The organism is Streptomyces sp. P9-2 (assembly GCF_051903975.1).
Classification (GTDB): domain Bacteria; phylum Actinomycetota; class Actinomycetes; order Streptomycetales; family Streptomycetaceae; genus Streptomyces; species Streptomyces cellulosae.
In genome coordinates, this window is record NZ_CP192633.1 from 2,026,203 (window position 1) to 2,052,188 (window position 25,986).

The window sequence follows — 25,986 nt, forward strand, 5'->3', positions numbered from 1 at the left end:
GGGAGGGGAAGGGGACGCCCCTTCCGAGCGGTTCCGAAGGACCTGCCCCGGCTTCCGCCGCGTCAGCGGAGCCAGGGCAGGTCCGCACCCGCTTCGCTCGGCTGAAGTCCCTCGGCGACGATCCCCATGATCTCGCCGAGGGACTTCTGCTGTTCCGGGGTGAGCCGGTCGAACACCGCCTGCCGTACGGCGTTGACATGGCCGGGCGCGTGGCGGCGCAGGACGTCCACGCCCTCGTCGGTGAGCACGGCGAACTGGCCGCGCTTGTCCGAGGGGCAGTTCTCCCGGCGGACCCAGCCGTTCTTCTCCAGGCGCGCGACCGCGTGCGACAGACGCGAGCGGGTGATCTTGGCGTCCTTCGCCAGCTCCGTCATCCGCAGTCGCCGGCGCGGCGCCTCGGCCAGCGTCACCAGCAGCCCGTAGTAGACGTGCGGCATGCCCGCGTCCCGCTGGAGCTGACGGTCGAGGTGGTCCTCGAGAAGCGTGGTGGCGTCGACGTACGCACGCCAGACGCGCTGTTCCTCGTCGGTGAGCCAGCGTGGCTCCCCGGCGGCTGCCGAAGATGCGGGTGCCGTGTTCATGCAGTCCACTGTACGGGCGTTCTCCTTGAAGGTTAAACAAATGGGGCGTACAGTCGGTCGTGGAAGTTGAGAGTTCAAGCAGATGACCGAAAGGAGTCGCCGTCATGACCGCCGCCACTCAGGAGCGCATGCCGGCGCTCTACCTCAGCCACGGCGCCCCGCCCCTGGCCGACGACCCCGTCTGGCCCGGCGAGCTGGCCGCCTGGTCCGCGAGCCTGCCCCGCCCCAAGGCGATCCTCGTCGTCTCCGCCCACTGGGAGGAGGCCCCGCTCGCCCTCGGCGCCACCGGGACCGTCCCGCTGGTCTACGACTTCTGGGGCTTCCCCGAGCACTACTACCGGGTGACCTACCCGGCCCCCGGCGCCCCCGAGCTGGCCGAATCCGTGCGCAAGCTGCTGCGCGCCCCCGGCACCCCCGTCCAGGACGTCCCCGACCGGGGCCTGGACCACGGCGCCTACGTCCCGCTCGTCGAGATGTACCCGGACGCCGACATCCCCGTCCTCCAGGTGTCCATGCCGACCCTGGACCCCGTGAAGCTGATGGAGATCGGCCGCCGCCTCGCGCCGCTGCGTGACGAGGGCGTGCTGATCGTCGGCTCCGGGTTCTTCACCCACAACCTCGCCGCGCTGCGCCAGGGCGGCATCCCCGCCTGGTCGGCCGAGTTCGACGCGTGGGGCAGGGAGGCGCTCCAGACGCGGGACGTGGACGCGCTGCTCGACTTCACCCGCAAGTCACCGGCGGGCCGGCTCGCCCACCCGCGCACCGAGCACTTCGCCCCGCTCTTCGTCACCATGGGCGCCGCCGACGCGGCCGGGGAGCTCGGGGAACAGAAGTCCGTGATCGACGGGTTCTGGATGGGGCTGGCCAAGCGGTCGGTGCAGTTCGGCTGAGGTCCGCCGACGCGGGTGCCACGGCAGCCGCGTCACAGCTCCTTCTCGTGCCAGGCCACGTCCCACCAGCGGCCGAACTTGTGACCCACCTCTCGGTACGTGCCGACGTACCGGAAGCCGAACCGCTCGTGCAGCCGCGTCGAGGCGGCGTTCGGCTGGGCGATGCCCGCGTAGGCGCGGTGCAGGCCCTCGCCCGCCAGCGCGCCGAAGAGCGCCTGGTAGAGCAGGGTGCCGATGCCGCGCCGGCCGGCGTCCGGGGCGACGTACACCGTCGTCTCGACGGACGTCGCGTAGGCGGGCTTCGCGCGGAACGGACTCGACGAGGCGTACCCGAGGACCCGCCCGGAGGCGGCGTCCGTGGCAACCATCAGGCGGTGGGGGCCGTCTACAGGGTGGGAGAGCAGCCAGGGGCGTCGCTCCGCCGGAGTGAACGGCACGGTGTCGAACGTGACGGCCGTCTCACGTACGTAGTGGTTGTAGAGGTCCGTGAGGGCCACGAGGTCACCCTCGACTCCTGGCCTGACCTGCACCTCCGCATGAACCGGCGGCATCGCACCTCCCTGCGTGGCCGGACAGGGTACTGCATGATCAGAAAAATCGGGGGGCGGGTTGGGAATTCTGTCCTGATTCCAGTCGTTGTTTCCTACGGATGCGGGCACCCGAGCAGAGTCCGGAAGAGATTCTGAAGACCGTGCCGAGTGTCCGCAGGACCACCCGCTGACCTCATCATCGCAAGGGAGCACGCATGGCAACCCGTGCCGTCGCCCGTCGTCAGTCCGCCTCCGGCGAGACGGTCGACTCGGCAAGCAGTGTTCGCGCCCATGGCGGCGAGATCGCCGATCGCGACCTGGTCGGCATGTACCTCGACGAGATCGCGCGCACACCGCTGCTCGACGCCGCCAAGGAGGTCGAGCTGTCCCAGATCATCGAAGCGGGTGTGTTCGCACGACAGATCCTCGACGGCCTCGAGGAGAACAAGGCCGGAGCCACCCCCGAGGAGCTCCAGGCCCTGGTCGACGAGGGCGAGCGGGCGAAGGACATCTTCATCCGTTCCAACCTCCGCCTGGTCGTCGCCGTCGCGCGACGGTACCCGCGCAGCGGTCTGCCGCTGCTCGACCTGATCCAGGAGGGCAACGCCGGTCTGGTCCGCGCGGTCGAGAAGTTCGACTACCGCAAGGGCTTCAAGTTCTCGACGTACGCCACCTGGTGGATCCGGCAGGCCATCACCCGGTCCATAGCCGACCAGTCGCGCACGATCCGCCTGCCCGTCCACCTGGTGGAGGAGCTGGGCCGGATACGCCGTGTGCAGCGCGAGTTCAACCGTGAGCACGGCCGTGACGCCGAGCCCGCGGAGATCGCCGCCGAGCTCGGTTCCACGCCGGAGCGCGTCACCGACGTGCTCGACTGGGCGCGCGACCCGGTCTCGCTGAACATGTCGGTGGACGACGAGGGCGAGACCCAGTTCGGCGACCTCCTGGAGGACACCTCCGCGGTGTCGCCGGAGCAGTCCGTGATGACGCTGCTGCGCAGCGAGGAGCTCGACGACCTGATCGGCCGCCTCGACCAGCGCACGGCCTCCATCATCAAGATGCGCTACGGCATCGAGGACGGCCGGGAGCGCACGCTCACCGAGGTCGGCAAGGAGCACGGTCTGACGCGCGAGCGCATCCGCCAGATCGAGAAGCACGCGCTGCTGGAACTGAAGAAGCTGGCCCGTTCCACCGGGTTCGACGCGGCGGCGTGACGGGGACTCCCGTCCGCCGGCGCGGCGGCCGGCCCGCGTGCGGGCGCGCCTGTCGCCCCGCGTGACGGGCGGGCCTCGCGCGGTCGCGTGAGAGGCGCGGGCCGCGTGCGCCGGGTGGCGGAAGACCGCGCAAACATGGCTGTTCCCCGCCGCTTCAACCCGGCGGGGCCAGGGAACAAGACGTGAGAACCCAGCAGTCGGCACGCTTCGGGGCCTTGAGGCTCCGGGGCCGACCCACGCGCCACGTCCCGACGCACCACCCCCCCCGGCGCCGGGACTTCCCACGCCGGGTCCGGCGCCTGTCCCCCCGGGCGCCGGACCCGGCTCTTTCTCTGCGCTCGACAGCGGGTCACCCCGGACCTGAACCCCGGGGTGGCCCGCCAGATGGCAGATTGTGCCACATGGGCATAGCCTGCCGAACGTGAGCAGCACCACCCCGACGCCGCCCCCGCCGTTCCCCGAAGACCCGGCGGCCGACGGCTCGTTGACCGAACGGCGCAAGGCGCGGACGCGCCTCCACATCGCCCGTACCGCCGCCGCCCTCTTCGTCCGGAACGGCCTGCGCGCCACCCGTGCCGAGGACATCGCCCACGCGGCCGGCGTCGCCCCGCGCACCTTCTACCGGTACTTCCCCACCAAGGAGGAGGCCGTCGGCCCGCTCTACGCGCTCGGCGCCCGGCGCTGGGTGGACGCGGTCCGCACCGCCCCCGCCGGGACACCCCTGCCGCGCGTGCTCGAGGAGGCCGCCCGGCACACCCTCACCCCCGGCCTCGGGGTCTCCGAGGAGTCCTGGAACTGGGTCCGCACCCTCATCCGGCTCGCGGCGGACAACCCCGCGCTGGGCAGGGTGTGGGCGGAGGCCTGCCGTGCCTCGGAGCGGGACCTGGCTCAGGCGCTGGCCCACCGGCTGACCGGAGAAGCGCCCCCACGGCTGGACGCCGACATCGCCGCCCGCTCCCGCCTGTGCTTCGCCGCGTCCGTCGCGGGCGCGGCCGTCCGCACGGCGATGGAGAGCTGGGCGGCGGGGGACGGTCCGGCGGAGGGCCCGGACGGCCCCGCCGAACTGGCCGCCGCCAACCTGACAGCCCTACGGGACTTCCCGTGGGACGCGGTGGTGGGCAGGCCGTAGTTCCACGGGGTGCGCTACCCCGCCGCCTCCGTCAGCCGCGCGCCCAGCACCCGCGCCGCCTCCGCCAGTTCCGGCGGCTCCTGCACCGTGAAGGCGTGCCCCATCATGGCCAGGCGTACCGCCATCCAGTCCTTCGGGCCGCTCACCGTCGCCCGGAGCCGGCAGCTGTCCTCGTCCAGCGGCTCGGGCGCGCCCATCCAGGGCGGGAGCCGGGACGCGACCGTCGCGGCGGGCGCGGCGAACGTGACGGTGATCTCGTACGAGTCGAGCGCGCGGTTCACGGACCGGCGCAGGAACTCCGCGGCGCTGCCCGTCGGCATCTCGCGCGGGCTGAAGCGGGCACCGGTGGCGAAGGGGTCGCTGACCCGGTCGACGCGGAAGGTGCGCCAGTCCGCGCGGTCGAGGTCGTAGGCGACCAGGTACCAGCGGCGGCCGGTGGACACCAGCCGGTGCGGCTCGGTCAGGCGCCGGGACTCGGTGCCGTCGGCGGCGCGGTAGGAGAACCGCAGGCGTTCGTTCCCGGCCACCGTGGACGCCATCACCGTGAGCGTCTCCGGGGCGATGGTCGGACCGTCGCCGCTGGTCAGCGGTGTCGTCGCGGCCTGGAGCACGCTGACGCGGTGACGCAGTCTGCCGGGCAGCACCTGCTCCAGCTTCGCCAGGGCCCGCACCGACGCCTCGTCCACGCCCTCCAGGGCGTGACCGGCGCCGGCCCGCAGGCCGACCGCGATCGCGACGGCCTCCTCGTCGTCCAGCACCAGCGGCGGCATCGCCTTGCCCGCGACCAGCCGGTAGCCGCCGTCCGAGCCCATCGTCGCCTGCACGGGATAGCCGAGGTCCCGCAGCCGCTCGATGTCCCGGCGGACCGTGCGCCGCGACACGCCGAGCCGGTCGGCCAGTTCGCCGCCGGGCCATTCGCGGGGCGTCTGGAGGAGGGAGAGCAACTGGAGCAGCCGTGCCGGGGTGTCCGTCGTCATGCGTCGAGCATGCCGCACCACTAGGACCGGATCTGTCCTACTGGGGTTCTAGCGTCACGGACATGCACTCCACCGACATCGCTCACGCACCGACCCCGGAGCCCGCCACGGGCGACCGCCGGCGCTGGTTCGCGCTGGCCATCGTGATGACCGCGGCCTTCATGGACCTCGTCGACGTCACCATCGTCAACATCGCCGTCCCGTCGATCCAGCGCGACGAGGGCGCCACCTTCAGCCAGATCCAGTGGATCACCGCCGGCTACGCGCTCGCCTTCGCCGCCGGGCTGGTCACCGGCGGACGGCTCGGCGACATCCACGGCCGCAAGCGCGTCTTCCTCGTCGGCATCGGCGGCTTCACCGTCGCCTCCGCCCTGTGCGGGCTCGCCGTGAACCCCGAGATGCTGGTCGCCTCCCGCATCCTCCAGGGCGCCATGGCCGCGCTGATGGTGCCGCAGGTGCTCTCGATCGTCCACGCCACCTTCCCCGCGCACGAACGCGGCAAGGTCTTCGGCCTGTTCGGCGCGATCGTCGGCCTCGGCGCGGTCTCCGGGCCGCTGCTCGGCGCGCTGCTGACGGAGGGGAACCTCTTCGGTCTGGAGTGGCGGCCCATCTTCCTGATCAACCTGCCCGTCGGCGTCGCCGCCCTCGTCCTCGGCAGCCGCTTCATCACCGAGTCCAAGGCGCCCCGCGCCCTGAAGCTCGACCTGCCCGGCGTCGCGCTCGTCACCCTCGCCCTGCTGATGCTGCTCTACCCGCTCACCCGCGGCCGCGAGCTGGGCTGGCCGGTGTGGGGCTACGTGTCGATGGCGGGCGCGCTCGTCGTGTTCGCGGCGCTGGTGGCGTACGAGCGGGCCAAGGGCGCCCGGGACGGCTCCCCGCTGATCGAGCTGTCGCTGTTCCGGGTGAAGAGTTTCGCGGCGGGCATCGCCGTGCAGACGGTGTTCGGCGTCGGCCTCGGCGTGTTCTTCCTGGTCTGGACGCTCTACATGCAGATCGGGCTCGGCTGGAGCGCCCTGCGCGCCGGACTGACGGGCGTGCCGTTCTCGATCGCGGTGTCGGTGGCGGCCGGGATGTCCGTGCAGCAGCTCGTCCCGCGCTTCGGCCGCAAGGTGCTCCAGGCGGGCGCCCTGGTCATGGCGGCCGGCGTGCTGATCTACCTGGCGGAGGCCGAACACTACGGACTCGCCGTCACCTCCTGGCAGATGGCGCTCCCGCTGGTCGTCATGGGCGCCGGCATGGGCCTCATCGTGGCCCCGCTGACGGACGCGGTGCTGTCCGAGGTGCCGCGCGAGCACGCCGGGTCGGCGTCGGGACTCATCAACACCGTGCAGCAGATGGGCCACGCGCTCGGCCTCGGCCTGGTCTCCGTGGTGTTCTTCGGCGTCATCGACGAGCCGCTCGCGCCCGCCGAGGTGGGCCCCGCCTTCGTGGACGGCTTCACCCACGCACTGGGCTGGGTGGCCGCGGTGCTCGGCGCGATCTTCCTGCTGATGTTCGCCCTCCCGAAGCGGCCGGCGCAGCACGTCGAGGGCGCGGCGGCGGTCGAGGAGGCGCCGGCAGCGGGGGATAAGGAGCCGGAGCTGGTGTCCTGACGGGGCCGGAGCTGGTGTCCTGACGGGGCCGGAGCTGGTGTCCTGACGGGGCCGGAGCTGGTGCCCTGACGGGGCCGGAGCTGGTGTCCTGACGGGGCCGGAGCTGGTGCCCTGACGGAGCCGTGTGCTGGTTGGATGGAACCCGGAAGCAGACATGATCGGACGCCCGATTGTGCCCGCTTTCGGGCTCCGACTGTTTACTTTCCGGACATCCCGACGTAGCCTCCCAGCGAAATCACACGTTCGGACACGGACGCGGTCACGCGACGGGTGCGGGCGCGGACGGAACCGGGAGGCACGCGGCCATGTACGCACCGGAACGGCAGCAGGAGATCCTGCGCCTCGCCCGCGACAGCGGACGCGTCGACGTGGTCTCGCTCGCCGAGGAGTTCCAGGTGACCGCCGAGACCATCCGCCGGGACCTCAAGGCCCTGGACCGCGCCGGACTCGTCCGCCGCGTCCACGGCGGCGCCATCCCCGCCGGACGCCTCGACTTCGAACCCGACCTCGCCGAACGTGAGACGACCGCCGCCGACGAGAAGGACCGCATCGCCCGCGCCGCCCTCGCCGAGGTCCCCGCCGACGGCACCATGATCGTCGACGCCGGGTCGACCGCCGCCCGCCTCGCGGGCTTCCTCACCCCGGAGCTCTCCCTCACCGTCGTCACCCACAGCCTGCCCATCGCGGCCCGCCTCGCCGACCACCCCGGCATTCAGCTCCACCTCGTCGGCGGACGCGTACGGCACCGCACCCACGCCGCCGTCGACGCCTGGGCCCTCAGGGCGTACGCCGAGATCCGCGCCGACGTGCTGTTCCTCGCCGCCAACGGGTTCTCCGCCGAGCACGGGCTCACCACCCCCGACCTCGCCGAGGCCGCCGTGAAGCGCGCCGCGACGGCCGCCGCCCGGCGCGTGGTCCTGCTCGCCGACTCCTCCAAGTACGGCAAGGAGCACTTCGCCCGCTTCGGCGGCCTCGACGACGTCGACCTGATCGTCACCGACACCGGGCTGAGCCCGCAGGACGCCGCCGCCATCGAGGCCGGCGGCACGGAAGTGGTACGCGCATGATCCTCACCGTCACCCCCAACCCGTCCCTGGACCGCACCTACGAGGTGCCGTCCCTGGACCGCGGCGAGGTCGTCCGCGCCACCGGCGAACGCGTCGACCCCGGCGGCAAGGGCGTCAACGTATCCCGCGCCGTCGCCGCCGCCGGCCGCCGCACCGTCGCCGTCCTGCCCCTCGGCGGCGCCCCCGGCGCCCTCGTCGCCGACCTCCTCCACGCCCAGGGCATCGAGGTCGCCCCCGTCCCCGTCACCGGCGCCACCCGCTCCAACATCGCCCTCGCCGAGGCGGACGGCGTCCTCACGAAGATCAACGCGCCCGGCCCCGAGCTCACCCCCGACGAGCAGGAGAACCTCCTCGGCACCGTCCGCCGCCACGCCGCCGGCGCCGACTGGATCGTCTGCTGCGGCAGCCTCCCGCGCGGCCTCGGCCCCTCCTGGTACGCCGCGATCGTCGCCCGCGTCCACGCCGCCGGCCTGCGCATCGCCCTCGACACCTCGGGGCCCGCCCTGCTGGCCGCCCTCCGCGAACGCCCCGACGTCGTCAAGCCCAACGCCGAGGAGCTCGCCGAGGCCGTCGGCCGCCCCCTCGCCACCGTCGGCGACGCCCTCAAGGCCGCCAAGGACCTGCGCGAGACGGGCGCCGGCGCCGTCCTCGCCAGCCTGGGCGCCGCCGGCCAGCTCCTCGTCGACGCCGACGGCGCCTGGTACGGCACCGCCCCCGTCGACGCCGTCCGCAGCAACGTCGGCGCCGGCGACGCCTCCCTCGCCGGCTTCCTCGTCGCCGGAGGGCGCGGACCCGAGGCGCTGGCCGCCGCCGTCGCCCACGGCGCCGCCGCCGTACGCCTCCCCGGCAGCGTCATGCCGGCCCCCGGCGACCTCGACCCCGCCGCCGTGACCGTCACCGCCGACATCCCCGTCGACCTGCCGCTGGACGGAGCGGCCGGATGACACCCATCGATCACGACCCCTTGTACGAGCTCCCCCGTCCCCCTCTCGTCCCCACCCCCGCCCGGCCCGCCGTACGGGCCACCCGGGCGATACGCGTGCGAAGGAGCCCGCGATGAGCGACACCATCACCGCGGACCTGGTCGACCTCGACCTGTCCGCCGACACCAAGGAAGCGGCGGCCCGCGCCCTCGCCGAGCGCATGGCGGCCCAGGGCCGGGTCACCGACCTGGAGGGTTTCCTGGCCGACGTCGCCGCCCGTGAGGCGCAGATGCCGACCGGCCTCGACGGCGGCATCGGCATCCCCCACTGCCGCAGCGCCCACGTCACCGAGCCGACCCTCGCCTTCGGCCGCAGCCCCTCCGGCATCGACTTCGGCGCCCCCGACGGGCCCGCCGACCTGATCTTCCTCATCGCCGCCCCGGCCGGCGCGGACGACGCCCACCTCACGCTGCTGTCCGCCCTCGCGCGGCGGCTGATGAACACCGAGTTCACGGACGCGCTGCGGGCGGTGGACGAAGCGGGGCGCGCGGCTGCGCTGATCCGGGGGGAGGAGACGGTCTCCGGGGAGGCGGCTTCCGAGGGTGCGGCTGCAGGGGGCGCTGGACCCGAGGGCGCGGCTTCTGGGGGCGCTGGACCCGAGGGTGCGGCTGCAGGGGGCGCTGGACCCGAGGGCGCGGACCCCGCCCCCGACGACTCCGTGGCGGCGCCGGCGGCGGCCTCCGTCGGCGCCGTCACGGGCCCCACCACTCCCGAGGGCGACCGCCCGTTCCGGATCGTCGCCGTCACCTCCTGCCCCACCGGCATCGCCCACACCTACATGGCCGCCGAGTCCCTCGAGAACGCGGGACGCGAGGCGGGCGTCGAGATCGTCGTCGAGACGCAGGGCTCCGCCGGTTTCACCCGGCTCGACCCGGCCGTGATCGCCGACGCGGACGGCGTGATCCTCGCCCACGACGTCCCCGTACGGGACAAGCAGCGCTTCGCAGGCAAGCCCACCGTCGACACCGGTGTGAAGGCCGCGATCAACCGGCCCGCCGCCCTCATCGCCGAGGCCCGCGACAAGGCCGCCCGGGGCGAGACCACCGAGGCCGCCCCCGCCGGGGGAGCCACCCCCGTCGAACGCGCCGGCACCGACGGCGAGGGCTACGGCACGCGCCTGCGCCGCTGGCTGATGTCCGGCGTCAGCTACATGGTCCCGTTCGTCGCCGCCGGCGGTCTCCTCATCGCCCTCGGCTTCGCGATCGGCGGTTACGAGATCAACGAGGCCCCGTCGGTCATGGAGCACTTCGTGTGGACCCAGGCCGACAGCTGGGGCGCGCTGCTCTTCCAGATCGGCGGCGTCGCCTTCGGCTTCCTCGTCCCCGTCCTCGCCGGATACATCGCCTACGGCATGGCCGACCGGCCCGGACTCGTCCCCGGTTTCGTCGGCGGCGCGATCTCCCTCACCATCAACGCCGGCTTCCTCGGCGGTCTCGCCGCCGGTCTGATCGCCGGTGGTGTGGTGCTCGCCATCCAGCGGGTGAACATCCCGTCGGCGCTGCGCGGCATCATGCCGGTGGTGGTGATCCCGCTGATCTCCTCGGCGGTCGTCGGCTTCCTGATGTTCGTCGTCATCGGCAAGCCCATCGCCGAGGCCCAGAAGGGCATGACCGACTGGCTGAACGGCCTCACCGGCGCCAACGCCGTCCTGCTGGGGGCCCTCCTCGGCTTGATGATGTGCTTCGACCTCGGCGGCCCCGTCAACAAGGTCGCCTACACCTTCGCCACCGCCGGCATCGCCGTCGCCGACCCGAGCGACTCCGCGATGAAGGTCATGGCCGCGGTGATGGCCGCCGGCATGGTCCCGCCGCTGGCAATGGCCCTCGCGACCACCGTGCGCGGCCGGCTCTTCAACCGCGCCGAACGCGAGAACGGCAAGGCCGCCTGGGTCCTCGGCGCCTCCTTCATCTCCGAGGGCGCCATCCCCTTCGCCGCCGCCGACCCGCTCCGCGTCATCCCCGCCTCCATGACCGGCGGCGCGGTCACCGGCGCCCTGTCCATGGCGTTCGGCGCCACCCTGCGCGCACCCCACGGCGGCATCTTCGTGGTCCCCCTCATCGGCAACCCGCTGCTCTACCTCGTCGCCATCGCCGCCGGCGTCGGCGTCACCACCGCCCTCGTGATCGTCCTCAAGGGCCTGCGCCGCACGGCCGATCCGGCCGCCCCGGCGACGGACGGGGACACCGCCCTCGCACCGGCGGCCGCGAGCCCGGCGGCGGACAAGGAAACGGTCGCCGCGCAGACGGTGTGACGATGAGTCCTTTTGGGGGTGTGTGGGCAGTTCATGCCTAGTGCGATATAGATCACGATCGTCACGGTCCGGGGTACAACTCCCCGGACCGTGGTGTGTACTGGGCGGCATGGCTGAGCACGAGACCCTCTCGCGGACGACGGGTGCCACCGTCCTCACCCTGGTGGTTGTGGCCTGCGCGGCCGGCCTGGCCGACGCCCTCAGGCGCCGCGTACGCCTCCGCAGGCGCGCGCGCCACCACGCCGGGGCGGAGCAGCCCGTCCCGGCGCACGCCCACGCCCACCACGGCACCCCGACCATCCCGCGTCAGCGGGCCACAGGCCCGAGCGCGGAGACCGTACGCCTCACCGAGGCCGAACGCGACGCGTTCGCCGTCCTCGTACGGCGCCTTTCCGAAGGCGACTAGACCGGAGCGCCCTGCCTGGTGCTCCGCGCCGCGAGCAGCCGGGGTTCAGCAGCCCTGGGCGGCGCGGCGCTCCATCGCCCGCCGCGCGGCGTCCTCGCTCGCGTACACCTCGCACATGTGCCGCCCGTCCGGTGTCAGCGTGTGCTCGACCTCCCACAGCGAGACCTCACCGCCGTCACCCAGCAGGAACGCGTGCTCGTACAGCGAGAAGCACAGCGCGACCCGGCCCGCCCGCGACGGGCGGCCGAACGCCTGGGTGATGCGGTGCGCGCACGCCGTCGACAGCAGCGCCGCCGTCTCGGCGTCCGGCCGGTCCGCGTTCTCCGCCCGGCGCAGTAAACGCCGCGCGTGATCGGGGGAGTCGTCCGGGACGTACACATGACGGACCGCGGGCAGCGTGAACGCGGGGGCCGTCACCGGCAGTTCGAAGTCCGGGGCCTCCGGGGGCAGCGGCAGCCGCGCCGTCGCCGTGCGCAGCTCCTCCTCGTCCACGTACACCTCGTGCTGCGGCTCGCCGCCCGGGGTGGTGTTGTGCACCAGCTCCCACAGCGTCGTCGCAGAACCGTCCGCCAGCAGCCACGTGTGCCGGTACGTCTCCCGGTGCAGACCCGCGCCGTGGTGCGCCGAGTGCAGCGAACCGTCGTGTGCGAGCGCGCAGTCCAGCCGGCGGATCGTCTCGTCCGGCAGCTCGAAGGAGTTCAGGGCGCGGCCCAGGAGGCGCGCGAGATGCTCCTCCGGTGAGTCGGACGAGTCAGGTGGTTCGCACGCTGCCGTCTCGTACGGAACGCTCAAGGTTTCTCCCGGCGTTGCTGCATGTCACCTTGTGGGTGCATACCGTAGCCCCTCGGCCGGACGTCGTGTCCGGGAACCGAGAAAACGTATGCCCGAACGACGAGCGGAACACACGAGAAGTTCCCGGCGGACCTTGCCACGGCCTGAATTGTTCCTGGTCAAACGGTACTTCAGGGGTGCGTGAGGGAGGGGACGCGACCCGTTGCGCGCCGTCCCGCGCACGCCGGCGGCTCCGCCCCCTCCTCACCCCACCCCGTCCTGCTGCCGGACGCGACTGGACATGGCGCCTCGGTGGTGCCGTAAGTTGCGGAGCGCCTTCTTCCGCACCTACGCACGAGAAATGAGGCCCCGCAGTGAGCGACCAGGAGAAGACGAGCCTGTGGCAGGGCTTCAAGGCCTTCCTGATGCGCGGGAACGTCGTCGATCTGGCGGTGGCGGTCGTCATCGGCGCCGCCTTCACCAACATCGTCAACTCGGTCGTCGAGGGGATCATCAACCCGCTCGTGGGTGCGTTCGGCACCCAGAACCTCGACAGCTACACGTCCTGTCTGAAGGGCCCCTGCGAGGGCACCGGGGACGCGGCGACCGGGGTGCGGATCCTGTGGGGCTCGGTGCTCGGCGCCACGCTGCAGTTCGTGATCACGGCGGCCGTCGTCTACTTCCTGATGGTGCTGCCCATGGCGAAGTACCTGGCCCGCGTGGAGGCGCGCCGGAAGGCGAAGGAAGGCGCCCACGAGGTCGTCGAGGTGACCGAGCTGGAGGTCCTGAAGGAGATCCGGGACGCGCTGCTGGCCGAGCGCGCGCAGGGCGGGGGCAAGAGCCTGCGGACGGACGGCGGCGGCGAGCAGCCCGGCGCCGGCGGACGGTAGGGCGCCCCGCCGCCCGGTCAGATGTGGTGCGGCGGCTTCTCGTCGAGGAAACGCCTCAGGTCGGCGGCGCTGTCGCCGGACGGGCGCTCGCCCCAGCCCCGGTCCGTGTCGTCGGAGGTCGGCTGGTCCAGCGGGTCGTCGAAGACCAGCGCGGGCTTCGGCTCGCGCGGCGGCTCGGGAGCGGTACTCATGCGTCCAGGGTACGGCCGGGGCCGCGGGGGCATGACTGCCTCCATGAAGGCTGACGCTCTGACGGATGTGGCCGGCGTGCGCGTGGGGCACGCGACGCGGACCGGCGACGGATGGCTCACCGGGACCACGGTGGTGCTCGCCCCCGAGGGCGGCGCGGTCGCCGCCGTGGACGTGCGCGGCGGCGGTCCGGGCACGAAGGAGACCGACGCGCTGGACCCGCGCAACGTGGTGCAGCGCGTCGAGGCGGTCACCCTCACCGGCGGCAGCGCCTTCGGCCTGGACGCGGCGTCCGGGGTGATGGCCTGGCTGGAGGAGCGGGGCCGCGGCGTGCGGGTCGGTCCGGAACCCACGCACGTGGTGCCGGTCGTGCCGGCCGCCTGCGTCTTCGACCTGCGCCGCGGCGGCGACTTCCGGGCCCGGCCGGACGCGGCCCTGGGCCGCGAGGCGATCGAGGCCGCCGCGGCCACCGAACCCGGGGCTCCGGTGCCGCAGGGCTGCGTGGGCGCCGGGACGGGCGCCGTCGTGGGCCAGCTCAAGGGCGGCGTCGGCTCGGCGAGCACGGTCCTGCCCTCGGGGGTGACCGTGGCCGCGCTGGTCGTCGCCAACGCGGTGGGCTCGGCGGTGGACCTGGAGACGGGGGTCCTCTACGGCGAGTACTTCGGCGGGCGCCCGCGTCTGCCCGACCCCGAAGTGCACCGGGCCGCACGGCGCCGCCTGGCGGAGTCGGCCGAGCGCAACGCCCCGCCGCCGATGAACACCACCCTCGCCGTGGTCGCCACCGACGCCGACCTGACCCGCGCGCAGGCGCAGAAGCTGGCCGGCACCGCGCACGACGGCATCGCGCGCGCCGTCCGCCCCGTGCATCTGCTGAACGACGGCGACACCGTCTTCACCCTGGCCACCGGCACCCGGCCGCTCGACGCGAAGGACCCCCTCGCACTGAACGAGGTGCTCGCGGCGGGCGCGGACCTGGTGACCCGGGCGATCGTCCGCGCGGTGCGGGCGGCCACCCCGGTGGACGGTCCGGGCGGGGCGTGGCCGTCGTACGGGGAGCTGTACGGAGGGAGCTGAGGGCGCGGGCGGAAACGACCGTCGGCCGGTCGGGGCGCCCGGTGCCGCGCGGGTCACCACAGCGTCACCGCCAGCCGTGCCGTGGCGCTCGCGCCCGCCAGCTCGGCCGCCGTGTCGCGCGGCACCGACAGGACGACCAGCGCACCCCCGTCGCCGTCCGCAGGCTCCGGCACCTCCGTGACCCGTGCTCCGCGCGCGACCACGCGCGCCTCACCGCCGGACACCGTTTCCCCGGCCGCGATCACGTCCACCCGGTCGCCGGGCCGCAGCAGCCGGACCGTGGCCGCGTCGGCGATCCGCACCGGCGCGGTGACCGTCGTGCCCGCGCGCCGCTGCCGTACCGGACGGTCGTCGCCGCCGGACGCCACGGGAGTCCCGGCCGCCGCCCTGGCCGGCTCGGGATGCCCGCGCGACCGGTCGGTGTCCCTCGGGCCCGCCGCGACCAGCGCCGCCGCGGTCACCGCGAGACCGGCCGCCACCGCCCGCCTCCGGTGCCGCGCCAGCCGGCCAGCGAGCGGCAGCGCACCGCGCACCCGCACCGGGTCGAACCGCGGCACCTCGCACGGCGGCGGCACATCGGCGCCGTGCGGACGCGGGAACGGGGAACGGCGGTACGCGGAGGGCGCGGACGACATGGACGACATGGACACGGGACCACCACCTGGGGCGCGGGAACGGCTTGCGGACCCCACGATGAAGCCCCCGACGGAATCCCGCCGGAGGCTGTGAACACATCCTCGGTTGTGGAAAACCGCCCCACCCGAACGAGCGCCTCCGCGCAGCCTGCCGGCGCGCCGGCCCGCCGCCTCCGCCCCCGGGTGGGCCGCCCCGCCTACGGCAGCACGAACCCCGGATCCATCCCCCCGAGCGCCGACGCGCACAGACAGTCCCGCTCCTCCGTCGACGGCAGCGCCGCCACCGCGTCGAACAGCACCCCCCGCAGCCGGTCCACGTTGGCCGCGAACACCCGCAGCACCTCGTCGTGGGAGACGCCCTCACCCGTCTCGGCGCCCGCGTCCAGGTCCGTGACCAGCGTCAGCGACGTGTAGCAGAGCTCCAGCTCACGGGCGAGCGCCGCCTCCGGGTGCCCGGTCATGCCCACCACCGACCAGCCCTGCGCCTGATGCCACAGCGACTCGGCGCGGGTCGAGAAGCGCGGGCCCTCGACGACGACCAGCGTGCCGCCGTCCACCGCCTCCCAGTCCCGGCCGCGTGCCGCCTTCAGCGCGGACGCCCGCCCGGTGGGGCAGTAGGGGTCGGCCAGCGACACATGGACGACGTTCGGCACGGTGCCGTCGGGCAGCGGCAGCCCGTCGAAGTAGGTGTTGACCCGGGACTTGGTGCGGTCCACGAGCTGGTCCGGCACCAGGAGCGTGCCCGGGCCGTACTTGGGGCGCAGGCCGCCCACCGCGCACGGGCCGAGCACCTGGCGCACGCCGACCGACCGCAGCGCCCACAGGTTGGCGCGGTAGTTGATGCGGTGCGGGGGCAGATGGTGGCCGCGTCCGTGCCGGGGCAGGAAGGCGACCCGCCGGCCGGCCACCTCGCCGAGGAAGAGGGAGTCGCTGGGCGCCCCGTAGGGGGTGTCGACCTGGACCTCGGTCACGTCGTCGAGGAAGGAGTAGAAGCCGGATCCGCCGATCACGCCGATCTCGGCGTTCGCCATGTTCGCCATGGCCCGACCCTAACGGCACCCGGAACGACCGGGAGAGAACCCCGTCAGCCGTCCCCGAACCGTCCCCAGGACCCCGGAAACGCCGAGGACCCCGCCGTCAGAGACGACAGGGCCCTGCGAAGCGCGAAACGTCAGGCGGTCACGCCGCCGTCGTGCTCGTCGAGCTGCCGGAGGAGCCGGACGAGGACGAGCCGGCACCGGAGTCCGACGACGAGGAGCTCGACGACGAGGATCCGGAGGACTTCGACGACGCCGGCGAGGAGCTCGACGAGGAGCCGCGACTGTCGTTGCGGTAGAAACCGGAACCCTTGAAGACGATGCCGACCGCGGAGAACACCTTCTTCAGGCGGCCCTGGCAGCTGGGGCACTCGGTCAGGGCGTCGTCGGTGAACTTCTGCACCGCCTCGAGGCCCTCGCCGCACTCGGTGCACTGGTACTGGTAGGTCGGCACTGTCTTCCTCCTGGCACTCTCACTCAATGAGTGCTAACGACGGTCCATAGTGACGCATTCCGTGGGCCTAGTCCACTGCGACGGGCTCGCGGTGACCGATGCCACGTGCGACGGTACGCCCGCGCGGAGCACCCGCGAGCCGCGAGCGCAGCGCCAGCAGGGTCGCCAGGGCGAGCAGCGTGCCGCCCATCGGCACCAGGAAGCCGGCGCCGTCCCACAGCCGGTCCTCGAACTGTCCGGCGACGGTCACGGCGGCGGCCTGGCCCAGCGCGACGGCGCCGGTCAGCCAGGTGAACGCCTCGGTGCGGGCGCCCGCCGGGACCAGGCTCTCCACGAGCGTGTAGCCGGTGATCAGGGCCGGGGCGATGCACATGCCGACCAGCAGGCCGAGCGCGCCCAGCAGCAGCGCCGAGTCGGCCGTCCACAGGGCGGACGCGGCCAGCGCGAGGGCGGCGTAGGCGACGATCAGCCGGCGTCGCGGGGCGACCTTCCAGGCGATCGCGCCGCAGGCGAGGCCCGCGAGCATGTTGCCGGCGGCGAAGACGCCGTAGAGGACGCCGTTGAGGCCGGGTTCGCCGATGGACTCGGTGAACGCGGCCAGGGAGACCTGCATGCCGCCGAAGACGGAGCCGATGCCCAGGAAGGTCACGATCAGCACGCGCACGCCGGGCACGCGCAGCGCGGAGGCGTGCCGTACGCGCGTGTGGCCGTCGGCGGACACGGCGACCGGCGGCTGGGTGCCCTTCTGGGCGGCGAACAGCAGACCGCCGACGAGGGTGAGCGCGGCCTCGGTGATCAGTCCCGCGGACGGGTCGACCGTGGTGCACAGGGCGGTGGCGAGCAGCGGGCCGACGACGAAGGTGAACTCGTCGGTGACGGACTCGAAGGCCGCGGCGGTCGCCATCAGCGGGGAGCCCTTGAGGCGGACGCCCCAGCGGGCGCGGACCATCGGCCCGACCTGCGGCACGGAGGCGCCGGTGGGGACGGCCGCGGCGAACAGCGCCCACAGGGGCGCGCCGTTCAGCGCGAGGGCGGTGAGGGCGAGACCGGCCGCCGCGTGCACCAGCACGCCCGGCACCAGCACGGCCCGCTGGCCGTGCCGGTCGGCGAGCCGGCCGGTGTACGGGGCGAACAGCGCCATGGAGACGCCGGTGACGGCCGCGACGGCGCCGGCCGCGCCGTAGGAGCCGGTGGTGTGCTGGACGAGCAGCACGATGGAGAGGGTGAGCATCGCGAACGGCTGGCGTGCCGCGAAGCCGGGGAGCAGGAACGTCCACGCGCCGCGGGTGCGCAGCAGGCGGCCGTATCCCGGTCGGGACGTGGCCGCCGAGTCCTTCGACGTGGTGACCGTGGATGCCACGGCCCGTGCCTTTCCGCCACCTGGTAGCGCCCCGCGCGAGGTCGCGCGGGCACGCCGAGAGCTGTCCTCTTGCGCTGACTGCGGTAGATACCGGCGCCACAGCTCAGGGCGCCCGGCCGCCATACGGTCGCGCCAGCTCTGCGTCAGGCAGAGTTGGTTCGATCTGGGGTCGCTTCATGATACAGGGGGTAACGGCGTGCACACCTGTGAAAGTGAGCACCCTCTCACCGTCCGGCCTGCGATCCCTCGGTGTCGCGGCCGTTGCCCAGCCAGCCGGCGAGCTTGCCGCCCCGGGCGACCGCGCGCAGCCTGCGCTCCGCCGCGTCCCGTACCGGGTCGGTGGCGACGACGAGGAGCTCGTCCCCGCGCCGCAGCATCGTCTCCGGCGTCGGCACGAAGGAGGTCCCGTCCCGCACGACGAGGGTGACGGCGGACCCGGCGGGCAGCCGCAGCTCGCCGACCTCGACGCCGTGCATCCGCGACCCCTCGGGAACGGTGACCGACAGCAGGTGGCCGCGCAGCCGCTCCAGAGGCGCCGACTCGACGCCCAGGTCGGCGGCGCCGGAGTCGCCGAGCCGCAGCAGCCGGGCCAGCCCGGGCAGCGTCGGGCCCTGCACCAGGGTGTAGACGACGACCAGCAGGAAGACGATGTTGAAGATGCGCTCGCTGCCCTCGACGCCCTGCACCATCGGGATGGTCGCCAGGATGATGGGCACCGCGCCGCGGAGGCCCGCCCAGGACATCAGGGTCTGCTCCTGCCAGGGCACCCGGAACGGCACCAGGCACACCACTACGCTCAGCGGGCGGGCCACCATGGTCAGCACCAGCCCGACGATCAGCGCGGGCACGATGTCGTCGCCCAGTTCGTGCGGGGTGACCAGCAGTCCGAGCAGCACGAACATGCCGATCTGGGCGAGCCAGCCGAGCCCCTCGGCGAAGCCGCGGGTGGCGGGCCAGTGCGGCAGCTTGGCGTTGCCGAGCAGCATCGAGGCGAGGTACACGGCGAGGAAGCCGCTGCCGTGGGCGAGCGCGCCGGCCGCGTAGGCGGCGACCGCGATGGCCATGACGGCGATCGGGTAGAGGCCGGAGGCGGGCAGCGCCACGCGCCGCAGACCCCAGGCGCCGAGCCAGCCGACGGCGATGCCGATGGCGGCGCCGATCGCCAGCTCCAGGAGTATCTCGCCGATCAGCACGTACCAGTGCTCGACCGGACCGGCCGTGGAGAAGGCCACCACGAGGATCACGACGGGGGCGTCGTTGAAGCCGGACTCCGCCTCCAGGGTGCCCCGCACCCGCGCGGGCAGCGGCACCTTCCGCAGCACCGAGAAGACGGCCGCCGCGTCCGTGGAGGAGACGACCGCGCCGATGATCAGTGCCGCCCGCCACTCCAGGCCGATCAGCAGATGCGCCGCCGTGGCCGTCACGCCGACGCTCACCGCGACGCCCACGAGCGCCAGCGCGGCGGCCGAGGGCAGCACCGGTTTGATTTCGGTCCACTTCGTGCCCAGACCGCCCTCGGCGAGGATCACGACCAGGGCCGCGTACCCGATGACCTGGGTCAACTCGGCGTTGTCGAACTGGATGTCGCCGATGCCGTCCTGGCCCATGGCGATGCCGATGCCCAGATAGACGAGCAGGCTGGGGAGCCCGCTGCGCGAGGAGATCCGCACCGCCGCCACGGCGACGAGCAGGACGAGCGAGCAGACGAGCAGGAGCTGGTTGAGGTGGTGGACAGTCAGCGGCGTTCCCTTCCCCGGCCCAGGCGCACCCGAGAGGGAGCGCGCGTCCGTCGCGGGCGATGCGCCCGCTTTCCGGGCGAACCGCTTCGATTGTCACGGCGAACTACTTCGTTACCTTACCTAACTCTTGACGCGTTCTTGACGCGAAAGGCGGCAAGATCGAACGCCCGTCCGGGCTGGTTCCCCACTCCGCGTCAAGGGGCGCGGAGCCCTGCGCCTATCGTTGCTCCAGCGCTCAGTTAAAAGCACAGCCCGACCTGCCGCTCGCGTTAGGACAGCAAGGACAGCGATGCCCACCGACACCACCGCCGCCTCCACGGGTCAGCAGGCCGCCGGCACGTCCGGCAGGAAGAAGGGGCGCAAGGGCCGCCTCATCGTGCTCGTCCTGGTGCTGGCCCTGATCGGAGGCGTCGCCTACGGGGCGTACTGGTCCGTCAGTACCGTGCGCGCCTCCTTCCCGCAGACCACGGGGTCGATCACCCTCGAGGGACTGTCCGGGCCCGTCGACGTCAGACGCGACGGCTACGGCATTCCGCAGATCTACGCCTCCTCCGACGAGGACCTGTTCATGGCGCAGGGCTACGTCCAGGCGCAGGACCGGTTCTACGAGATGGACGTGCGCCGGCACATGACGTCCGGCCGGCTCTCGGAGATGTTCGGCGCGGGCCAGGTCGACAACGACGCGTTCCTGCGCACCCTCGGCTGGGACCGCATCGCGAAGCAGGAGTACGAGGAGAAGCTCTCCCCCGCCACGAAGAAGTACCTCCAGGCGTACTCCAAGGGCGTCAACGCCTACCTCGAGGGCAAGGACGGCAAGGACATCTCCCTCGAGTACGCTGCGCTGGGCTTCGAGAACGACTACGCGCCGGGCGAGTGGACCCCGGTCGACTCCGTGGCCTGGCTGAAGGCGATGGCCTGGGACCTGCGCGGCAACATGCAGGACGAGATCGACCGGGCGCTGCTGACCAGCCGCCTGGGCCCGAAGCAGATCGCCGACCTGTACCCGTCGTACCCGTACGGCCGGAACAAGCCGATCGTGCAGGAGGGCGGCTACGACGAGGGCAGCGGCACGTTCGAGGCCGCGGGCGGCTCGGGCGACGGAGAGGGTGACGGCAGCGGCTCCGAGGGCGAGGGCGCCGGTTCGGAGCTCGGCGGCGGTACGGGGAGCGGTGGCGCCGAAGGCGGCACGGGCACCGGCGCCGAGGGCGACGCGGCCGGCTTCGAGAGTCAGCTCACCGGACTTCAGCAGGTGCTGGAGGACCTCCCCACCGCCGTCGGCGTCAACGGCGACGGCATCGGCTCCAACTCCTGGGTCGTCTCCGGCGACCACACCGTCTCCGGCCAGCCGCTGCTCGCCAACGACCCGCACCTGTCGGCCTCGCTGCCGTCCGTCTGGTACCAGATGGGCCTGCACTGCCGCAGCGTCTCCGACAAGTGCCGCTACGACGTCACGGGTTACACCTTCGCCGGCATGCCCGGCGTGATAATCGGCCACAACCAGGACATCGCCTGGGGCCTGACCAACTCCGGCGTCGACGTCACCGACCTGTACCTGGAGAAGATCACCGGCGACGGCTACCAGTACGGCGACAAGGTGGTGCCGTTCGAGACGCGCGAGGAGACCATCAAGGTCGCCGGCGGCGCCTCGCGGAAGATCGTGATCCGTGAGACCAACAACGGCCCGCTGTTGTCGGACCGTTCGGACGAGCTGGTGAAGACCGGCAAGAAGGCCGCCGTCGACAGCGCCGCCCCCGACCGGGGCGACGGCTACGCCGTGGCGCTGCGCTGGACCGCCCTGGACCCCGGCCGCACCATGGACGCCGTCTTCGCGATCAACCGGGCCAAGGACTGGGACGACTTCCGGGAGGCCTCCGAGCTGTTCGAGGTGCCCTCGCAGAACCTCGTCTACGCGGACACCGAGGGCCACATCGGCTACACCCTGCCCGGGAAGATCCCGACCCGCGCGGAGAAGCACGACGGTTCCGTCCCCGCCCCCGGCTGGGACCCGGACTACGAGTGGACCGGCTGGGTCGACCAGGACGAACTGCCCTACGAGTTCGACCCGGAGCGCGGCTACATCGTCACCGCCAACCAGGCCGTCGTCGACGAGGACTACCCGTACACGCTGACCACCGACTGGGGCTACGGCGCCCGCAGCCAGCGGATCAACGACCTGATCCAGTCGAAGATCAAGGACGGCGGGAAGATCTCCACGGACGACATGCGGCAGATGCAGCTGGACAACTCCAGCTCCATCGCCAAGCTGCTGGTGCCCGAACTGCTCAAGATCGACGTCGGTGACGAGCACGTCCGCGAGGCGCAGAAGCTGCTGGAGGGCTGGGACTACACCCAGGACGCCGACTCGGCGGCCGCCGCGTACTTCAACTCCGTCTGGCGCAACATCCTCAAGCTGTCCTTCGGCCACAAGCTGCCCAAGGAGCTGCGGGTCAAGGGCCAGTGCCTGTGGGTCGAGCCGGTCAACACCACCGGCCCGGCCGACGAGGCGGGCAAGGTCCGCGAGTGCGGCCAGCGCTCCGCGAGCCAGGCGCAGCCGGACGGCGGCGACCGCTGGTTCGAGGTGGTCCGCCGGCTGATGGCCGACGAGGACAGTGAGTGGTGGACGACGCCGAAGCGCGGCACCCGGCCGGGCGCGGAGAACCGTGACGAGCTGTTCAAGCGGGCCATGATCGACGCCCGTTGGGAGCTGACCGCCAAGCTCGGCAAGGACATCGACACCTGGAACTGGGGCCGCCTGCACCGCCTGTTCCTGGACAACCAGACGCTCGGCAGCGACGGCCCGGGCTTCGTGAAGTACGTGCTCAACCGGGGCCCGTGGAAGCTCGGCGGCGGCGAGGCCACCGTCAACGCCACCGGCTGGAACGCCTCCGGCGGCTACGGCGTGGTCTGGGTGCCGTCCATGCGGATGGTCGTCAACCTCGACGACCTCGACAAGTCCCGCTGGATCAACCTCACGGGAGCCTCCGGCCACGCCTACAACGCCCACTACGTCGACCAGACGGACAAGTGGGCCGAGGGCGAACTGCTGGAGTGGGCCTACTCGGAGAAGGCGGTCGAGGACTCCACCACCGACACCCTGGTGCTCAAGCCCTGACTTGCCGCCGCACCCCGCGGACCCGCAGACCGGCCTCCACGCGCGCGTGGAGGCCGGTTCTCCTTTGGGGGGGCGGCTCTCAGGACTCCGGATCGGGGCGGCCGAACCGCCGCACCCCGGACGGGGTCACCACCGCGTCCACCGGCCGGTCGTGCGGCTCCTCCGGCACCCGCTTCACGACCTCCCAGTCGTACAGCAGCACCACCAGCGCCGGACGCACCCGGGCCCGCTCCAGGCGGGCGAGGACACGGTCGTAGGAGCCGCCGCCGCGGCCCAGGCGCATCCCGCGGGCGTCCACCGACAGGCCGGGCAGCAGCACGGCGTCCGCCTCCGTCACGGCGCGCGGGCCCAGCCGCTCCCCGGAGGGCTCCAGAAGGGTCATCCGCCCGCCGCCGTGCCGGGTGGGCAGCAGGGAGTCCGGGCCCCGGTAGACGCCCCACGCCAGGTCGTTGTCGGGCAGCAGCGCGGGCAGCAGCACCCGCACGCCCCGCGCGCGGAGCTCGTCCAGCAGCGTGAGGGTGCCGGGTTCGCTCCCCACGGAGACGTACGCGGCCACCGTGCGGGCGTCGGCCAGCTCGGGCAGGGCGAGCGCCCGGCGGGCCAGGGCGGCGGCGTGCTCCTGAACGTCATCGGCCGTCAATCCGTTCCTCACCTGGAGGACTTCACGCCGTCGTGTGCGCTTGTCAGGTTCGGGCTGGCCTCGGTTATGTCTCAAGTCGATCCTTGTGCTGTCTTCATGTGCTCATATGAGGATTTTTTCAGCGGAGTCACAGATTCAGTACAAAGACACCGGCTAGGGTGTCGCCCATGTCTCAGTCACACCCGCGGATCAGCAAGGCTGTCATCCCCGCCGCCGGTCTCGGCACCCGGTTCCTGCCGGCCACCAAGGCCACGCCCAAGGAGATGCTGCCGGTGGTCGACAAGCCGGCGATCCAGTACGTGGTCGAGGAGGCCGTCGCCGCCGGCCTCGACGACGTCCTCATGGTCACGGGCCGCAACAAGCGCCCCCTCGAGGACCACTTCGACCGCAACTACGAACTCGAGTCCGCGCTCGAGAACAAGGGCGACGGCGAGCGTCTCGCCAAGGTCCAGGAGTCCAGCGACCTCGCCACCATGCACTACGTCCGCCAGGGCGACCCGAAGGGCCTCGGCCACGCCGTGCTGTGCGCCGCCCCGCACGTCGGCGACGAACCCTTCGCCGTCCTCCTCGGCGACGACCTGATCGACCCGCGCGACCCGCTGCTCCAGCGCATGATCGAGGTGCGGCAGGAGCACGGCGGCAGCGTCGTCGCGCTGATGGAGGTGGCCCCCGAGCAGATCCACCTCTACGGCTCCGCCGCCGTCGAGGCCACCGCCGACGCCGACGTCGTCCGGCTCAGCGGACTGGTCGAGAAGCCCTCCCGCGAGGAGGCGCCCTCCCACTTCGCCATCATCGGCCGCTACGTCCTCGACCCGGCCGTCTTCGACGTGCTGAGCAAGACCGAGCCCGGCCGCGGCGGCGAGATCCAGCTGACCGACGCCCTCCAGCAGCTCGCCGCGGACGCCACGCTCGGCGGCCCGGTGCACGGCGTCATCTTCCACGGCCGCCGCTATGACACCGGCGACCGCGGGGACTACCTGCGTGCCATTGTCCGTCTCGCATGCGAACGTGAGGACCTGGGACCGGACTTCCGGACCTGGCTCCAGCGATTCGTCACCGAGGAGATGCAGCAACGTTGAGCAGCGCCGCGCCCCGCACCGCAGAACCGGACCACCTCTGGTCGGTGGACGAGCACCTGGACGACATCCTCGCGACCGTCCGCCCGCTCGACCCCATCGAGCTGAACCTCCTCGACGCACAGGGCTGCGTCCTCGTCGAGGACATCACGGTCCCGGTCTCCCTGCCCCCCTTCGACAACAGCTCGATGGACGGCTACGCGGTGCGGGTCGCCGACGTCGCGGGCGCGAGCGAGGAGTACCCGGCCTCGCTCGAGGTCGTCGGCGACGTCGCGGCCGGTGCGGCCGACCCCCTGCACGTGGGCCCCGGGCAGGCCGCGCGCATCATGACCGGCGCCCCGCTCCCGCCCGGCGCCGAGACCGTCGTCCCCGTCGAGTGGACCGACGGCGGACTCGGCGAGGGCCCCGTCTCCGGGATGCGTGCCCGCAGCCTCGCCCCCGAGGCCGCCGGCGGACAGGTCAGCGTCTACCGCCCCGCGCCCGCCCGCGCGCACGTGCGCGCCGAGGGCAGCGACGTACGGGCCGGCGACCGCGTCCTGGAGGCCGGCACCGTCCTCGGCCCGCCGCAGATCTCCCTCCTCGCCGCCGTCGGCCGCGGCACGGTCCGGGTGCGGCCGCGTCCGCGCGTGGTGGTGCTCTCCACCGGCAGCGAACTCGTCCAGCCCGACGAGCCGCTGCACCCCGGCCAGATCTACGACTCCAACAGCTTCGCCCTCACCGCGGCCGCCCGCGACGCCGGAGCCATCGCCTACCGCGTCGGCGCCGTCGCCGACGACGCCGAGACCCTCCGCGACACCATCGAGGACCAGCTGGTCCGCGCCGATCTGATGGTCACCTCCGGCGGCGTCAGCGTCGGGGCGTACGACGTCGTCAAGGAGGCGCTGTCGCACGCGGGCGACGAGGACGAGCCCGGCAGCGGCGTGGAGTTCCGCAAGCTCGCCATGCAGCCGGGCAAGCCGCAGGGCTTCGGCACCGTCGGCCCCGACCACACCCCGCTGCTCGCCCTCCCCGGCAACCCGGTCTCCTCGTACGTCTCCTTCGAGCTGTTCGTCCGCCCCGCCATCCGCACCCTGATGGGCCTGAGGGACGTGCACCGGCCGCGCGTGCGCGCCGAACTGAGGGCCGAGAAGGCGCTGACCTCCCCGAAGGGCCGCCGCCAGTTCCTGCGCGGCCGCTACGCCGACGGCGTCGTCACGCCCGTCGGCGGCGCCGGATCGCATCTGGTCGCCGCCCTCGCCCGGGCGAACGCGCTCGTCGTCGTCCCCGAGGACGTCGAGGACGTGGCGCCGGGCACCGAGGTCGAGGTGGTCCTGCTCGGCTGAGCACCGCCCGATGGCGGTACCGTGTCGCGCACAGCAGGCCCGCGCCCCGCACCGCGCCGGGCCAGGA

24 protein-coding genes are annotated in these 25,986 nt (G+C 72.9%); 13 read left to right on the forward strand and 11 right to left on the reverse strand.

Going from position 1 to position 25,986, the window contains the following annotated elements; genetic code table 11:
* Window positions 1-62: 62 nt before the first annotated feature.
* Window positions 63-581 carry a MarR family winged helix-turn-helix transcriptional regulator gene (locus tag ACQY0Z_RS09570; protein WP_439812104.1) on the reverse strand — a complete coding sequence of 173 codons (519 nt, stop codon included), beginning with the start codon at window positions 579-581 and terminating at the stop codon, window positions 63-65.
* Between the two features lie 104 nt (window positions 582-685).
* On the opposite strand from ACQY0Z_RS09570, the gene ACQY0Z_RS09575 reads away from it, so the two are divergent.
* Window positions 686-1,471, forward strand: a complete 786-nt coding sequence (locus tag ACQY0Z_RS09575; protein ID WP_189896060.1) for a dioxygenase family protein — start codon at window positions 686-688, stop codon at window positions 1,469-1,471.
* A gap of 32 nt (window positions 1,472-1,503) precedes the next feature.
* Here ACQY0Z_RS09575 and ACQY0Z_RS09580 read toward each other — a convergent pair whose 3' ends face one another.
* The gene (locus ACQY0Z_RS09580) at window positions 1,504-2,022 is read right to left on the reverse strand and encodes a GNAT family N-acetyltransferase (protein ID WP_189896058.1); all 519 of its coding nucleotides are present in this window, start codon (window positions 2,020-2,022) and stop codon (window positions 1,504-1,506) included.
* 194 nt (window positions 2,023-2,216) lie between these two features.
* Here ACQY0Z_RS09580 and ACQY0Z_RS09585 point away from each other — a divergent pair, with 194 nt between their 5' ends.
* Both ACQY0Z_RS09585 and ACQY0Z_RS09590 read left to right on the forward strand, forming a co-directional pair.
* Window positions 2,217-3,215: a sigma-70 family RNA polymerase sigma factor gene (locus tag ACQY0Z_RS09585; protein ID WP_019524161.1), complete on the forward strand. Its 999-nt coding sequence runs from the start codon at window positions 2,217-2,219 to the stop codon at window positions 3,213-3,215.
* 421 nt (window positions 3,216-3,636) lie between these two features.
* Window positions 3,637-4,344 (forward strand): TetR/AcrR family transcriptional regulator, encoded by a 708-nt coding sequence (locus ACQY0Z_RS09590; RefSeq protein WP_189896056.1) that lies wholly within the window; start codon window positions 3,637-3,639, stop codon window positions 4,342-4,344.
* Window positions 4,345-4,358: 14 nt separating this feature from the next.
* Here the strand turns inward: ACQY0Z_RS09590 and ACQY0Z_RS09595 are convergent, their stop codons facing one another.
* The gene (locus tag ACQY0Z_RS09595) at window positions 4,359-5,321 is read right to left on the reverse strand and encodes a helix-turn-helix transcriptional regulator (RefSeq protein WP_189896054.1); all 963 of its coding nucleotides are present in this window, start codon (window positions 5,319-5,321) and stop codon (window positions 4,359-4,361) included.
* Window positions 5,322-5,383: 62 nt separating this feature from the next.
* Here ACQY0Z_RS09595 and ACQY0Z_RS09600 point away from each other — a divergent pair, with 62 nt between their 5' ends.
* The 5 genes from ACQY0Z_RS09600 to ACQY0Z_RS09620 all read left to right on the forward strand — a co-directional run bounded on the left by ACQY0Z_RS09600 (window position 5,384) and on the right by ACQY0Z_RS09620 (window position 11,620).
* Window positions 5,384-6,913, forward strand: coding sequence for an MFS transporter (locus ACQY0Z_RS09600; protein ID WP_439812105.1), 1,530 nt, complete (start codon window positions 5,384-5,386; stop codon window positions 6,911-6,913).
* A 305-nt stretch (window positions 6,914-7,218) separates the two neighbouring features.
* Entirely contained in the window at window positions 7,219-7,980 is a 762-nt protein-coding gene (locus ACQY0Z_RS09605) for a DeoR/GlpR family DNA-binding transcription regulator (RefSeq protein WP_439812106.1), read from the forward strand.
* Window positions 7,977-8,924 carry a 1-phosphofructokinase gene (gene pfkB, locus ACQY0Z_RS09610; protein ID WP_254585630.1) on the forward strand — a complete coding sequence of 316 codons (948 nt, stop codon included), beginning with the start codon at window positions 7,977-7,979 and terminating at the stop codon, window positions 8,922-8,924. Before ACQY0Z_RS09605 ends, pfkB begins: the two co-directional genes overlap by 4 nt.
* A gap of 112 nt (window positions 8,925-9,036) precedes the next feature.
* On the forward strand, window positions 9,037-11,214 hold the full coding sequence (locus tag ACQY0Z_RS09615) for a PTS fructose transporter subunit IIABC (protein ID WP_381724584.1): 2,178 nt from the start codon (window positions 9,037-9,039) through the stop codon (window positions 11,212-11,214).
* A 109-nt stretch (window positions 11,215-11,323) separates the two neighbouring features.
* Window positions 11,324-11,620: a hypothetical protein gene (locus tag ACQY0Z_RS09620; RefSeq protein WP_189896045.1), complete on the forward strand. Its 297-nt coding sequence runs from the start codon at window positions 11,324-11,326 to the stop codon at window positions 11,618-11,620.
* A 45-nt stretch (window positions 11,621-11,665) separates the two neighbouring features.
* On the opposite strand, the gene ACQY0Z_RS09625 is transcribed toward ACQY0Z_RS09620, so the two are convergent.
* Window positions 11,666-12,412, reverse strand: a complete 747-nt coding sequence (locus ACQY0Z_RS09625; protein ID WP_254585628.1) for a DUF6227 family protein — start codon at window positions 12,410-12,412, stop codon at window positions 11,666-11,668.
* A 353-nt stretch (window positions 12,413-12,765) separates the two neighbouring features.
* Between ACQY0Z_RS09625 and mscL the strand changes: the two genes are divergently transcribed.
* Window positions 12,766-13,281, forward strand: a complete 516-nt coding sequence (mscL, locus tag ACQY0Z_RS09630; RefSeq protein ID WP_189896042.1) for a large conductance mechanosensitive channel protein MscL — start codon at window positions 12,766-12,768, stop codon at window positions 13,279-13,281.
* A gap of 17 nt (window positions 13,282-13,298) precedes the next feature.
* Here mscL and ACQY0Z_RS09635 read toward each other — a convergent pair whose 3' ends face one another.
* Entirely contained in the window at window positions 13,299-13,472 is a 174-nt protein-coding gene (locus ACQY0Z_RS09635; protein WP_189896040.1) for a hypothetical protein, read from the reverse strand.
* Window positions 13,473-13,515: 43 nt separating this feature from the next.
* Between ACQY0Z_RS09635 and ACQY0Z_RS09640 the strand changes: the two genes are divergently transcribed.
* Window positions 13,516-14,544: a P1 family peptidase gene (locus tag ACQY0Z_RS09640; RefSeq protein WP_189896039.1), complete on the forward strand. Its 1,029-nt coding sequence runs from the start codon at window positions 13,516-13,518 to the stop codon at window positions 14,542-14,544.
* A gap of 53 nt (window positions 14,545-14,597) precedes the next feature.
* On the opposite strand, the gene ACQY0Z_RS09645 is transcribed toward ACQY0Z_RS09640, so the two are convergent.
* From ACQY0Z_RS09645 to ACQY0Z_RS09665, 5 genes are all read right to left on the reverse strand, one after another.
* Entirely contained in the window at window positions 14,598-15,179 is a 582-nt protein-coding gene (locus ACQY0Z_RS09645) for a hypothetical protein (RefSeq protein ID WP_189896462.1), read from the reverse strand.
* A 197-nt stretch (window positions 15,180-15,376) separates the two neighbouring features.
* A complete protein-coding gene (locus ACQY0Z_RS09650; protein WP_439812107.1) occupies window positions 15,377-16,219 on the reverse strand; it encodes an S-methyl-5'-thioadenosine phosphorylase in 843 nt (280 codons plus the stop codon).
* Between the two features lie 139 nt (window positions 16,220-16,358).
* Window positions 16,359-16,670, reverse strand: a complete 312-nt coding sequence (locus ACQY0Z_RS09655) for an FmdB family zinc ribbon protein (protein WP_439812108.1) — start codon at window positions 16,668-16,670, stop codon at window positions 16,359-16,361.
* A gap of 67 nt (window positions 16,671-16,737) precedes the next feature.
* Window positions 16,738-18,030 (reverse strand): MFS transporter, encoded by a 1,293-nt coding sequence (locus tag ACQY0Z_RS09660; protein WP_254585625.1) that lies wholly within the window; start codon window positions 18,028-18,030, stop codon window positions 16,738-16,740.
* A gap of 224 nt (window positions 18,031-18,254) precedes the next feature.
* Window positions 18,255-19,769, reverse strand: a complete 1,515-nt coding sequence (locus tag ACQY0Z_RS09665; protein ID WP_347225185.1) for a potassium/proton antiporter — start codon at window positions 19,767-19,769, stop codon at window positions 18,255-18,257.
* Between the two features lie 289 nt (window positions 19,770-20,058).
* Here ACQY0Z_RS09665 and ACQY0Z_RS09670 point away from each other — a divergent pair, with 289 nt between their 5' ends.
* The gene (locus ACQY0Z_RS09670; RefSeq protein ID WP_439812109.1) at window positions 20,059-22,881 is read left to right on the forward strand and encodes a penicillin acylase family protein; all 2,823 of its coding nucleotides are present in this window, start codon (window positions 20,059-20,061) and stop codon (window positions 22,879-22,881) included.
* A gap of 79 nt (window positions 22,882-22,960) precedes the next feature.
* Here the strand turns inward: ACQY0Z_RS09670 and ACQY0Z_RS09675 are convergent, their stop codons facing one another.
* The gene (locus tag ACQY0Z_RS09675) at window positions 22,961-23,596 is read right to left on the reverse strand and encodes a 5-formyltetrahydrofolate cyclo-ligase (RefSeq protein ID WP_439812110.1); all 636 of its coding nucleotides are present in this window, start codon (window positions 23,594-23,596) and stop codon (window positions 22,961-22,963) included.
* Window positions 23,597-23,688: 92 nt separating this feature from the next.
* Here ACQY0Z_RS09675 and galU point away from each other — a divergent pair, with 92 nt between their 5' ends.
* Both galU and glp read left to right on the forward strand, forming a co-directional pair.
* Window positions 23,689-24,600: a UTP--glucose-1-phosphate uridylyltransferase GalU gene (gene galU / locus ACQY0Z_RS09680; protein ID WP_189896031.1), complete on the forward strand. Its 912-nt coding sequence runs from the start codon at window positions 23,689-23,691 to the stop codon at window positions 24,598-24,600.
* Entirely contained in the window at window positions 24,597-25,919 is a 1,323-nt protein-coding gene (gene glp / locus ACQY0Z_RS09685; protein WP_439812111.1) for a molybdotransferase-like divisome protein Glp, read from the forward strand. Before galU ends, glp begins: the two co-directional genes overlap by 4 nt.
* Window positions 25,920-25,986: the final 67 nt, after the last annotated feature.

What these genes read in the sequence shown, in the direction of transcription:
- ACQY0Z_RS09635 (WP_189896040.1), bottom strand. Translation starts at nt 13,472, where the DNA reads ATGAGTACCGCTCCCGAGCCGCCGCGCGAGCCGAAGCCCGCGCTGGTC.
- ACQY0Z_RS09575 (WP_189896060.1), top strand. Translation starts at nt 686, where the DNA reads ATGACCGCCGCCACTCAGGAGCGCATGCCGGCGCTCTACCTCAGCCAC.
- ACQY0Z_RS09595 (WP_189896054.1), bottom strand. Translation starts at nt 5,321, where the DNA reads ATGACGACGGACACCCCGGCACGGCTGCTCCAGTTGCTCTCCCTCCTC.
- ACQY0Z_RS09650 (WP_439812107.1), bottom strand. Translation starts at nt 16,219, where the DNA reads ATGGCGAACATGGCGAACGCCGAGATCGGCGTGATCGGCGGATCCGGC.
- ACQY0Z_RS09645 (WP_189896462.1), bottom strand. Translation starts at nt 15,179, where the DNA reads ATGTCGTCCGCGCCCTCCGCGTACCGCCGTTCCCCGTTCCCGCGTCCG.
- ACQY0Z_RS09585 (WP_019524161.1), top strand. Translation starts at nt 2,217, where the DNA reads ATGGCAACCCGTGCCGTCGCCCGTCGTCAGTCCGCCTCCGGCGAGACG.
- ACQY0Z_RS09670 (WP_439812109.1), top strand. Translation starts at nt 20,059, where the DNA reads ATGCCCACCGACACCACCGCCGCCTCCACGGGTCAGCAGGCCGCCGGC.
- ACQY0Z_RS09580 (WP_189896058.1), bottom strand. Translation starts at nt 2,022, where the DNA reads ATGCCGCCGGTTCATGCGGAGGTGCAGGTCAGGCCAGGAGTCGAGGGT.
- ACQY0Z_RS09620 (WP_189896045.1), top strand. Translation starts at nt 11,324, where the DNA reads ATGGCTGAGCACGAGACCCTCTCGCGGACGACGGGTGCCACCGTCCTC.
- ACQY0Z_RS09640 (WP_189896039.1), top strand. Translation starts at nt 13,516, where the DNA reads ATGAAGGCTGACGCTCTGACGGATGTGGCCGGCGTGCGCGTGGGGCAC.
- ACQY0Z_RS09615 (WP_381724584.1), top strand. Translation starts at nt 9,037, where the DNA reads ATGAGCGACACCATCACCGCGGACCTGGTCGACCTCGACCTGTCCGCC.
- pfkB (WP_254585630.1), top strand. Translation starts at nt 7,977, where the DNA reads ATGATCCTCACCGTCACCCCCAACCCGTCCCTGGACCGCACCTACGAG.
- ACQY0Z_RS09605 (WP_439812106.1), top strand. Translation starts at nt 7,219, where the DNA reads ATGTACGCACCGGAACGGCAGCAGGAGATCCTGCGCCTCGCCCGCGAC.
- galU (WP_189896031.1), top strand. Translation starts at nt 23,689, where the DNA reads ATGTCTCAGTCACACCCGCGGATCAGCAAGGCTGTCATCCCCGCCGCC.
- ACQY0Z_RS09570 (WP_439812104.1), bottom strand. Translation starts at nt 581, where the DNA reads ATGAACACGGCACCCGCATCTTCGGCAGCCGCCGGGGAGCCACGCTGG.
- ACQY0Z_RS09600 (WP_439812105.1), top strand. Translation starts at nt 5,384, where the DNA reads ATGCACTCCACCGACATCGCTCACGCACCGACCCCGGAGCCCGCCACG.